Source organism: Coleofasciculus sp. LEGE 07092 (genome assembly GCF_015207375.1).
Lineage (GTDB): Bacteria > Cyanobacteriota > Cyanobacteriia > Cyanobacteriales > Coleofasciculaceae > LEGE-07092.
Genome location: NZ_JADEWY010000082.1, coordinates 21,491 through 31,362 on the forward strand (window position 1 = coordinate 21,491; position 9,872 = coordinate 31,362).

The following is a 9,872-nucleotide window of genomic DNA, read 5'->3' on the forward strand; positions in this document are numbered from 1 at the left end:
GGTATCGCACTAGAATCTACAGCAGGTACAGAACGAGACGTTGAAGGCTAATTCCTACTCTTGTGGTGAGGGTTCAGATTCTAGATAATGAAGGAAGTCGAGCAATTCATCATCAGTTAGTAACTGGCGCGATCGCTTCCCATAAGTTTTTACTAGATAATCGCGCCCTTGTTGATTTGTCCAGCCCAAACGCTTGAGTTCCACATTCGTTCTAGCAATGAGTTCAGAAAAGTCAATAGGGCTAGCTGTTGAAGAGGTTTTGTTTGTATCTGTCTCTAGTTCTTTTTGGGTGTAAGATGTGACGGGTGACTCTGCTAACGGCGTCAAAGATACTTTATCTTGCGGTAAGGGTTCAGATTCTAGATAATGAAGGAAGTCGAGCAATTCATCATCAGTTAGTAACTGGCGCGATCGCTTCCCATAGGTTTTTACTAGATAATCACGCCCTTGTTGCATTGTCCAGCCCAAACGCTTGAGTTCCACATTCGTTCTAGCAACGATGCCAGAAAAGTCAACAGGACTAGCTGTTTTCAGAATAGAATTTATCGCTTTTTGTTTGGCTGCATAAAATCATTTCTTAATAATCTCGTCGGCAAAGGCTTGCCCTGAGCTTGTCGAAGGGGCAAAAGGGCAAGAGAGCAAAGGGCTATTGAAGAATCCTCGGAAACTCGCACACTACCCGAAACCCAATATTGATGTTGACGAAGCCGTGGTCAAAGTAGTAGCGAGACGCACAACGACAATACACTGGATCGTCGTCCCAGGAACCGCAGCGTAGCACACGTCTGGCACTCTCATCATCGGTTAACCAGGCACTTCCATCATTCGGTGCGTCTTCGTAATTGTTATGCCAGTGGTCTAAACACCATTCCCACACATTGCCATGCATATCGCACAAGCCAAACGCATTGGCTATTCCAAAATGGTCTACTGCCGTAGTTTCCTTTCGGTATTCTCCTTTGAGTCCATTACCATAGGTGTGGGCTGCATTATAATTTGCTAATTCTGCGGTGATTGTTTCCCCAAAGTGAAAGGGCGTTGTTGTCCCAGCACGACAGGCATATTCCCATTCGGCTTCAGTTGGTAGGCGATAAGTGCGATTAGTGTGTTGAGAAAGGCGCTGACAAAATTCCACTGCATCATCCCAATTGACCAATTCCACCGGGCGATTATCACCTTTGAAGTGAGAAGGAGTGGGTTCGAGTTCTCGGTTAACTTGAGGTAAACAGGCAACCACTCGCCATTGATTTTGGGTGACGGGATACCGCCCCATGAAGAAGGTCGGAACCATGACTGAATGTTGTGGACTTTCATCGTCATATCGCTCTAACTCATCTGGCGGTAAACCCATCAGGAATGTTCCACCTGGGATGAGAATCATGTCCAGACCAATATCGTTCCCTAAGTCTTCAGTAAAATACTGAGCCTGACTTTTTTTTCGCTCGATGATGAATTCAGCCATTGCTGGAGACGGAAAATTAAGAGCTTGAGCGGTTTTCAGAATAGAATTTATCGCTTTTTGTTTGGCTGCATAAAATCATTTCTTAATATTCTCGCGGGCAAAGGCTTGCCCTGAGTTTGTCGAAGGGGCAAAAGGGCAAAAGAGCAAAGGGCTACTGAAGAATCCTCGGAAACTCGCACACTACCCGAAACCCGATATGGTTGTAGTCGTAGCCGGGGTAATTCTTGACGCGAGATTCACAACGACAACGCCTCGGACTGTTGCTCCAGGAACCGCCGCGTCGCACACGCCGAGTATTCTCATGATCGGTTAACCAAGCACTTTCATCATTCGGTGCCCCCTCATAATTATCATGCCAATGATCCAAACACCACTCCCAAACGTTCCCGTGCATATCGCATAAGCCAAATGCATTAGCAATTCCAAAATGGTCTACTGGTGTGGTTTCTTGGCGGTATTCTCCTTTTACTCCATCACCATAGGTTTCGGTTGCACAATAGTTTGCCAGTTCTGCAATGATTGTTTCACCAAAATGAAAGGGAGTTGTAGTCCCTGCACGACAAGCATATTCCCATTCAGCTTCCGTGGGTAGGCGATAGGTGCGATTAGTGTATTGAGAAAGGCGCTGACAAAACTCCATCGCATCGTACCAACTCACACATTCCACCGGACGATTATCACCTTTGAAATGGGAGGGATTAGGATTGAGTTCGCGGTTGACTTGAGGTAAAGAAGCAACAAATCGCCAAAGGCTCTGAGTGATGGGGTATTTGCCCATGAAAAACCCACTAACAACAACCTCATGTTGGGGTCTTTCATTCTTGGAGCTTTCGAGTTTCTGCTCAGGAGAACCCATGAGAAATTTCCCCTCCGGAATCGCTACCATTTCCAAGATGAGATTCTCACCGAGGACTTCGATGAATTGGTAGTTGCTCTGCTGCTGACGTTGGATAACCCACTGTTTTTTGAGTCGAAATAACCCTTGTCTTTGTTGGGTAAGCGTGGCAACTGTAAATTCAAAGGGTTGTAATTCAGCTCCACTTGTCTCAGGTTCCGACTCTAGAGTAATAGTGGCAATGGTAAATTTCTCAACCTGGAGAGGAGGAAAAGCAGAGTCTACATCTGAGGTTTTGACCAAACGTGCCGTCTCAAATTCCAGTGTCTTTAACTCTGGGAAAGGATGTTCTGAAGATGGCTTAATCCAATCGGTTCTCTGTTGAGCATCCTGTTCCACCAGTTCTGCCAGCGATGCAAACTCACCCCCCAAGCTGTGGAGAACTTGAGTAGCGACTTGGGCGAAGGGGAGAATCGCGGCTTTGGTTTCCTCGCTCCAGTCGGACTTGGGTGATAGTAATGCGGTAAAGCTTTTTATCGGTGGCAGGTTGAGGCTTTCGGCAATTGCTTCGGATAGGGTGTCTAAAACGGTTGTCGTCTCATCAATCGGAGTTCTCTGAATGAGTAACTCTCGTACTCCCGGAGCAAAGTCGTACTCGATAGGCTCTCTAGGCGATTTCTTGGTATTCCTTGGCTCCAACAGCTTACTGTCATACACCTCAGCCACATGGATAGGTTTGGCTTCTGGCAGTAACAGCTTCTGAATCAAATTCACCACAGACAAGCTAACGGGTACTGCTGCCATCATGGTGGCTAATTGTTGAGCAATAGGCGATGCCGTTGCCTCAAACAGTTCAATCCGGGCTTCTGGAGACTTAGGATCTACAACAAATTCAGAGCGATCGCGTTCCTCATCCTGCACCCAATTCAGGTCAAACCATCGCGCCGGGGTGCGCTGACGTCCAACCGCCGCCACCACTAAAGCCCATTGTTTCAGAGACTTAGCCGTTAAGGTGACTATCGGTACAGTAAGAGTATCAGACGATTCAACGCTTCGACTTCGCTCAGCGTTGAAACTGAGCGAAGTCGAAGTTTCAATTTCACGCTGACCTAACCGTTGATTTATTTTGAGTTTATGTCCTGGCGCACCTGGAATCAACGCACTCACTTGAACGCCAACCCCAACATCCAACTCACTTTGGTTCCAAAGGCGTTCGGGTAAAAGCTGCACAATTGCAGTTGCGCCGTGAGTACTCCACAGCTTCAGGAGGTTATGGATATCTCCCGATTTCCAAACCGACGAACGACAATCACTCACCAACAATACCAGCCGCCGTCCGGTTGGATCGATGAGTTCTTTTGGACTGCGTGGACGTTGGGTAAACTCAGGTATCTGAGATTTCTTAGAAACTAAATTTAATTTGCCGTGTTCAGTGCCTTCCAGCCACCATGTTCTCACATTCCGAAATGCCCCTTGCCGCTCTAAAATCTGCCGAAATTCCATCAGCGTAGCATCCCAGATAAAGCTAAACTCAGAGGCTTCAATGACGAATTCCAAATCTAACCAGCGTTCGGGAGCGGGTTTGAGAACAGGCAGCCAGATATCTCGTTCGGCAATGCGATTCACTGTCGCTATTTCATCTAAAACCTGCCGAGTCTGAGAGCGGACTTTTCGCATCAGCGGACGTAGCGATCGCGCGATGGATAGTCTATCTTGTAATGCTGGGGCGGCTTGCACCTGAATCGGTAAGCCGGATTTGGGTTGCACTTCGGTAGTATCCGCCGTCGATGAACCGGATTTAGGCAGATAGGCAGGCACAACAGGCTTTGGTAACGTCGGCAAATTTGCCTCAATATCTTCGATGATCACCGTAGAGGTGTCCTGTCCGGAATTATCTGAATTATCACCAACAACAGGACTTTCATCCGTCCCCATCTGGAGTGCTAACCAAATCGCATCGGCAATGTCTTCAGCACTGAGCAGAGATTCCGCCTCGGTAAACGACGCTAAATCCTTATCGCTTAAAATTAAGCCTGCTTGTTGCAGTTTTTCGAGCAACCGAGCAATCATTTTTTATCCATGACAGGGCGCGAACTATCTAACTCAGCTAACAGATACTGAATTAACTTGTCTTTATCATCTCCCACCCATTCTCGCTCACGAGTCACCATGAAGATAGCATTCAGCAGTTGATCGGTTGCCAGTTCTTCTTTTTTCCGTCGGGCGATGAAAGTTTCAATCAGTTTATCAACATCCTCGCTTGATGCTATCCCATCCCCTAAATGGGCATTGACAATCCGTTCTAGCTCAGTGCGATTAGGTTCTCGCATCGTCAGGCGCAAACAACGCCGTAAAAATGGTGGCGGAAAGTCGCGTTCCCCATTACTGGTTAGTATCACCAGTGGGAATTCTTGGCAAGTAATCCGCCCCCCTGAGATTTGGACTCTTTTATCGGCGCACGTTACTTCTTCATCATCGGTATAAGCCGTTCGTACCGAAACCTCAACTGGATTCTTCTCATTATCATCCCCTTTTTCCAGACGGGCTAACTCCGGAATCTCAAAGCGTCCTTCTTCAAAAATTGCCAGTAAATCATTGGGCAAGTCAATATCGCTCTTATCAATTTCATCGATAACCAGAACGCGAGGACGTTCAGAGGGGAGAAAGGCAGTACCCAGTGGTCCAAGGGTAATGTAATCTGCTATTTGTTGGGGTTCATCAATTTGACTGCCATTCGATTCTGATTGCTTGACAGCCTGTAAGCGAGCGATCGCATCATAGGTGTAAAGCCCATCTTTGAGGGTTGTACGAGTGGTAATCGACCAATAGAGGACTTCACCCAGCTTCAATTCTCGCGCTACAGCATAGGCTAAAGATGATTTACCAGTACCAGGTTTGCCTGTCAACAGTAAAGGTCTACGCAGGTACAACGCCGCATTAACCATTTTTATCTCTTCAGGACGACACTGAAACGTTTCCCCTCGGCGTTTCCTTCGGCTTACCCCCGGACTAATATCTTTCCCAAAGGGACGCCAGTTCGGAGCATCAGGCAAGTTATCAACCCTGTCATGGGGTTCGCGGTTGTCGCCCTGAAAGATTTTCCAGTCACTCATAATAGTAATAGGTCAGGCAGATTTGGGAGGTACTAAGTCTGGATCATCCCACAGCAGAGAAAGGTGATGCCCAATATGACAACTTAGAGGCTTTTTGCGGGATTTACGACGGACTTCTCTTACAGTTTTGGGTAAATTAGCCAGGATACAGGCATCCAAAACGCGATTTAACTCCACTTCGTTTGTTGATGCAGATAAGTTAGAGCGACCCCAGAGTGCTAAAGGAAACCCCATCTCAAAAATTAAGTTAAAAATGCTAATAGAGCTATCTTGATTGGGCGCATCAATAAGTGTCAAGCCAACCACCTTTTCATTTTCTTCCTCGGTCAGATCATAATACAAATCCTCTAAATCGCAGTCCTGACAACCCTTAAATCCTTTAGACGCCTTTTCCTGAAGCAAGGGAATTTTCTGCTGCCATTTTCTTTTCCACAGTTTGGGGTTATAACTACGGCTCAACCGCTCATATAGCCTGACCAAAACTCTATAGTCATGACCAATTGGCAACTCTTTACCGATTCGCTTAATTAGCTTCCAACAATCGGCATCACAATTGAGAAGTTGTTGAGGCAAGAAAATATGAACCTCTGAATCTTGAGGTAACTCATCAACAACATTACCCTGTTCAAACAATTGCTTTAATACGTCAGGAATGGCTTCCCAGGAGTAGGTTTCATCCCCCGTCAACCCACTATTGATATCAAGACCGACTGTGCGATAACCTTGTCGAGCTGTTTTGTATTGCTCAACGTTTTCAATCAACCACACTTGCACCCGATATGCTTCCTCATCCTGAGATTGCGTTGCTGCCTCATCACTATAGCTAATCAAAATAAACAAAGCTGTTTGAACCTTTTGGTCTTGCTCCTCTCGCTGCATTTCTATCTGTCTTAAAAGCTCAGACCAATCCTTACAGTGTTCTTCACCCCATCTTTGAAGTGAGTTAATCAAATCATCGTTTTTTGAACTATAATTCAGCCAAGCGGCAAACTCCTCTAAAGCCGTATAATTTGATTGACCTTTAGGAATTTTTAAGAGTTCAGTAATCAGCGATTCGCTCGTTTCTATAATTAAACGTCTCTTAAATGACCGTGCCTTTACCGTAGCTTGATATGCCTGCTGCATTTCATCAAGTTGAGCGTTATGATGTTGTAAAATCTTCCTAAGTCCATCTAGGGCAGCACAAGTAGCGTTCTGTTGAAGTTCTCGCTTACGGGCTTGGATCTGGTTCTCGCACTTATCCATTTCTTGCCCAATTTGTTCAAGTTGGCGTTCCAACTTATTTTGCGTAGAACCATCTAGCTCAGTCCGAAGCTGGGACTTAACTTTATCGTAGTCCCGCTCCAGATCGTTCAACTTATCTTCCCATAATTCGAGCGTGTAATCCTTGTTAGCCATTCCCTTGTTTTAACCGATCTAATTGCTGCTCACGTTGAGCCATATCCTGCCCAATTTGTTCAAGTTGACGTTCTAACTTATTTTGTGTCGCTCCGTCTAGTTCAGTCCGAAGCTGGGATTTAATTTTGTCGTAATCTTGTTCGAGATCATCAAGTTCGGTTGTCAAGCGTTCCAACTCTCGCTGCTGAAAGCGACTTAACGGTCGTTTTTGTGGTTGCTTATTGCTCAACTGCGTTGAGTCTTGGGATACCTTATCTGATTGAACCGGAGAAGCTGTAAATAACTGTCCTCCTTCATTATCCTGCCAACGCAAATACAGCACCGGACGATACCACTGATTACCCTCCCCACCACCCATTGCTTCCTGTGCCTGACTGATAGCCGTCGCTAACGAGTTCTTACAACCTAAAGAGCGGTAGAATTGCTCGGCAAATTGGATGGCAGCATCAACTCTAACGCTGTACTGCATCGCTACAACTGCGGGAATCCGGTGACTAATCAACTGCTGTGCTACGCCATTAAAAACCGATTCTCCACCGAATGCCGTGCCCGACTTGCAGGCACTTAACACTGCAACAGCCACTCCACCCCGCCGTTGGGTTGAATCATCTCCAAAGCTGGTTTTCTGGAGCAATTCCCCTAACTCCTTGGCGCTGACATAATCTGGTTCATCCTCCTGTGTTTCAAACAGCAGATATCCTTGTGGTTCTGGTAACGCTTCCCCACAGTTCTTGCATTTTTCTGTGCTTAGATTTCCATGAATGGTTCGGCAGGAAGATATATTACAGCGTCTGCCAAAGAAACCATGACCATCAAAGTGAAAGATATGCGGTGCTTGGTTGCCTTGGTGTTCTGTTAAATAGCTTCTTAAATGGTTCAGAGAGGCTGGCTCTAGAACCTCTACATGGATATGCCCTTCCGCCTGTGCCTTCTCCAAACCCTTGAAGACCGCTTTTTGCTCCTTCTGGGGCAAGGGCAGTAACTTATTTTCTGCATCTGATGCCGCAGAGGAAACTAGGAGTACATTGAGTTGCTCAACGGGTGGCAAGTTAGGAATAGTTGCCACATGAGCAATATGGCGAGAAAACCTTACCTGGTGATGGGCAAGAAACTTCTGTCTATCATGTGCTAACTCCCAAGGGTAGTCAGGTAAACGGCTGCGCTTGGTAATTTCAGCATTGAATTCCAGTTGAATGTGGAGTTGTGTGGAGTTGTCTTCAGCACGAGCGAGCGCACGTTGCAGGACATCTCGCACCCCTCCCACTGGAAAAAGCGATTCATACATCGCCTGTCCAATCTGAGCTAGCATTGCGGGATGGAAGCTTTCCTTGTCGCTACTGAGTAGCCCTTGTTCCAACATCCATTCCTGCTCTCCCTGGCGCTGAAAGACAGAGGCACGAAATTCGTTAACTTCTAAAGCTTTAATCACAGTTATGCGCCAGCGCTCGGCAGTCTCAAAGAAAGGTAGCCTGGAATCTGCCTCGGCTTGCCCAACCTTGGAGCGAGCAATCACCTTGAAATGAGCAGCATCAACGGCTGAAAGGTAGATTGTCAGTATTTCCATACACCACCTAGCGATCACTCAAGGGATTGATTAAACAGTACCCGCATCAACATCTTCATCATCGCCTTTGAAGAGTGCCTCTATACTCTTATTCAGTGTCGGTAGCACCTGTTCCGAACGCAATGTCTGGTAAGCCTCCATCAGATACTCCTTATCGAAGAGTGGCGATAGTTTCACCGTCACTTTATGAACATCATCTCGCCCCAAGTCGCCACCCGCCTCGACTCCTACCTCACCGCCAGTCCCCAGCACATTAATTTTGATACCCCCCTTAGCACCTGCCTTACCAGTCCGTTTCACAGTAACCTGTAACTCCAGTTCCACAGACTCAACAAACAGGAAGGGAGCATCCTTATTCTTACCCGGTGCCACAGAGAGCAGGTCGTGTTTAACCTGTTGAATAAACTCAGCCAGTCCAATCGAGCTTTTATCCTTGTCAGACATTAGTTTTTATGCAGTCCTATCCAATAAAACTATGGCATTACCAAAGACTATGTAGCAAAAGGGGTAAAACTACTGACTAAACAGAAAACGGAGACAAAAAAAAGCCTTGACTGTCTTTGGTTTTATCATGCCTGAATTTTGAATGGCTTCCTACTCCTCATAAGGAATCTCCAATAACTCCACCGCCTGACGCTTCGCCACCTCCCCCCGGCGGTCATATTTTGCCGTAGTCAGAGGCGAAGCATGACCCGCCAACATCGATACCGTCACCAAATCCACCCCCTTATCCAACAAATCACTAATAAACGTCCGCCGACAATCATGGGGAGAAAACGCATCCACCCCCGCCTCAGTTGCCCGTTTTTGCAAAATATACAGCACCGCCTGATCCGTTAGCCGTCGCCGCATCACCCGATTCCCCTTACTGATGGGATATAACAAGGGTCCCGTTTTGACGCCTCTAACCGACACCCAATCAGCCACCACCCGCACACCGCTGCTCGGCAGGTACACCGTCCGGTCTTTGCCCCCCTTCCCCCCACGCACCTTCAGCGCTCCCGTGCCAGGGTCAAAATCCTTCAAGTCTAACGATACCACCTCAGAACGCCGCAACCCTGAACCCAACAGAATCGCCAACAGCGCTGCATCCCTAATTCCCTTCTTCGTCGCATCCTTGCGGCAAACCTGCATCAGAGCAGCCACCTCCAATTTATGGAGCGCCCTCCCCCGCAATTCGGTCGTCCCTTTAACGCTATCAACATCAACCGCCTCAGCATAATCAATCGCTGACATTAACTTCAGCTTCTTCGCCTCCTTCAAAACCCTTCTCAGGGCGCACAGCATTTGGTTCACCGTCGAAGGCGCAAACTTCTCCACCAAAACCGCCCTCACCGCCGCCGTATGCTGGTATCTGAGTTGACCCCAGTTCAACGTCAGAGCATCGCAACGACCACCCGTCAGCAAAGTCGCGATACTATCCAAACAACGCCTCATGCTTTTCTTCGACCGAGGACGCAGTTGGGAAAGATACACCAACGCCGGGTGTTGGGTCAGTGG

Annotated in this window: 7 protein-coding genes and 1 pseudogene; all 8 read right to left on the minus strand. The window is 47.2% G+C overall.

The annotated features are described in order from the left end of the window. Window positions 1-339: 339 nt before the first annotated feature. Window positions 340-525: pseudogene (locus tag IQ257_RS31590) on the minus strand (hypothetical protein); the annotation flags it as partial. A gap of 121 nt (window positions 526-646) precedes the next feature. Further along, window positions 647-1,462, minus strand: coding sequence for a formylglycine-generating enzyme family protein (locus IQ257_RS19040; RefSeq protein ID WP_193877059.1), 816 nt, complete (start codon window positions 1,460-1,462; stop codon window positions 647-649). A 151-nt stretch (window positions 1,463-1,613) separates the two neighbouring features. Next, the gene (locus tag IQ257_RS19045; RefSeq protein WP_193933156.1) at window positions 1,614-4,367 is read right to left on the minus strand and encodes a formylglycine-generating enzyme family protein; all 2,754 of its coding nucleotides are present in this window, start codon (window positions 4,365-4,367) and stop codon (window positions 1,614-1,616) included. Further along, window positions 4,364-5,410 carry an AAA family ATPase gene (locus tag IQ257_RS19050; RefSeq protein WP_193882252.1) on the minus strand — a complete coding sequence of 349 codons (1,047 nt, stop codon included), beginning with the start codon at window positions 5,408-5,410 and terminating at the stop codon, window positions 4,364-4,366. The genes IQ257_RS19045 and IQ257_RS19050 overlap by 4 nt, the downstream gene beginning before the upstream one ends. A gap of 12 nt (window positions 5,411-5,422) precedes the next feature. Then, a complete protein-coding gene (locus IQ257_RS19055) occupies window positions 5,423-6,808 on the minus strand; it encodes a hypothetical protein (protein WP_193882249.1) in 1,386 nt (461 codons plus the stop codon). Beyond that, window positions 6,801-8,372, minus strand: a complete 1,572-nt coding sequence (locus IQ257_RS19060; RefSeq protein ID WP_193933158.1) for a CHAT domain-containing protein — start codon at window positions 8,370-8,372, stop codon at window positions 6,801-6,803. The genes IQ257_RS19055 and IQ257_RS19060 overlap by 8 nt, the downstream gene beginning before the upstream one ends. Window positions 8,373-8,402: 30 nt before the next feature. Beyond that, the gene (locus IQ257_RS19065; RefSeq protein WP_193933160.1) at window positions 8,403-8,816 is read right to left on the minus strand and encodes a trypco2 family protein; all 414 of its coding nucleotides are present in this window, start codon (window positions 8,814-8,816) and stop codon (window positions 8,403-8,405) included. Between the two features lie 150 nt (window positions 8,817-8,966). Further along, on the minus strand, window positions 8,967-9,872 hold a 906-nt coding region (locus IQ257_RS19070; protein ID WP_193933162.1), incomplete at its 5' end, for a tyrosine-type recombinase/integrase.

What these genes read in the sequence shown, in the direction of transcription:
- IQ257_RS19050 (WP_193882252.1), bottom strand. Translation starts at nt 5,410, where the DNA reads ATGAGTGACTGGAAAATCTTTCAGGGCGACAACCGCGAACCCCATGAC.
- IQ257_RS19040 (WP_193877059.1), bottom strand. Translation starts at nt 1,462, where the DNA reads ATGGCTGAATTCATCATCGAGCGAAAAAAAAGTCAGGCTCAGTATTTT.
- IQ257_RS19065 (WP_193933160.1), bottom strand. Translation starts at nt 8,816, where the DNA reads ATGTCTGACAAGGATAAAAGCTCGATTGGACTGGCTGAGTTTATTCAA.
- IQ257_RS19060 (WP_193933158.1), bottom strand. Translation starts at nt 8,372, where the DNA reads ATGGAAATACTGACAATCTACCTTTCAGCCGTTGATGCTGCTCATTTC.
- IQ257_RS19045 (WP_193933156.1), bottom strand. Translation starts at nt 4,367, where the DNA reads ATGATTGCTCGGTTGCTCGAAAAACTGCAACAAGCAGGCTTAATTTTA.
- IQ257_RS19055 (WP_193882249.1), bottom strand. Translation starts at nt 6,808, where the DNA reads ATGGCTAACAAGGATTACACGCTCGAATTATGGGAAGATAAGTTGAAC.